1 protein-coding gene and 1 pseudogene are annotated in these 719 nt (G+C 64.5%); both read right to left on the bottom strand.

What is annotated here, in order from left to right; translation table 11 throughout:
* Complete coding sequence (locus tag ORI27_RS32890) at nucleotides 1-474, bottom strand: IS5 family transposase (RefSeq protein WP_266001433.1); 474 nt, start codon at nucleotides 472-474, stop codon at nucleotides 1-3.
* 28 nt (nucleotides 475-502) lie between these two features.
* Nucleotides 503-719, bottom strand: a pseudogene (locus ORI27_RS32885) (hypothetical protein); the annotation flags it as partial.

Genomic DNA, 719 nt, shown 5'->3' with positions numbered 1-719 from the left:
CTAGGCCGTGTCCGATAAATGTGGTAGCCAGACGGTGATGGCACGTAGGACTGCTGCGCCGCGGTAGACGATGGCGAGTTTGTCGTAGCGGGTGGCCAGGCCGCGCCATTGTTTGACGGTGTTGAAGTTGCGTTCAACGACGTTGCGGCCCTTGTAATCTTCGGCATCGAAGGCCGGTGGTCGTCCACCCTGGGTGCCTCGGCGTTTGCGGTGGGCGATCTGGTCGGATGGTTCAGGGATGACCGCGACGATCCCTCGTCGACGCAACCGTCGCCGAGTAGCTCGACTGGAATAGGCCTTGTCGCCACGGAGGCGGTCAGGACGGGTACGCGCCCGGCCCGGCCCGGCCCGATCAACTTTCAAATGTGCGAGCAAATGCTCCAGCACCGGCCCGTCGTTGGCTTGGCCAGCGCCCACCAGCACCACCAGTGGTCGCCCGCAGCCATCGACGAGGTGATGGATCTTGCTGGTCAACCCGCCGCGGGAGCGGCCAATGCCGTGGTCAGGCGGCTCGCTCGCCAGATTCGTGTAATTCGACCCAGCCCCCTGTGTCACGGGTGACGTTCGTGGCGTGTTGATGAGCACGGGCGATCGTGGAATCGACCGACACGGCCCAGTCGATGACCCCGGCTTCATCTGCGGCCGCCAGCAACCGCGCCAACACCAGATCCCAGGTGCCATCAGCGCTCATCCGTCGATGCCAGGTCCAGATCGTCTGC

The organism is Mycobacterium pinniadriaticum, assembly GCF_026242045.1.
Lineage (GTDB): Bacteria > Actinomycetota > Actinomycetes > Mycobacteriales > Mycobacteriaceae > Mycobacterium > Mycobacterium pinniadriaticum.
Note: the sequence above shows the minus strand (reverse complement) of the source record. Positions and strands in the feature narration are given on the sequence as shown.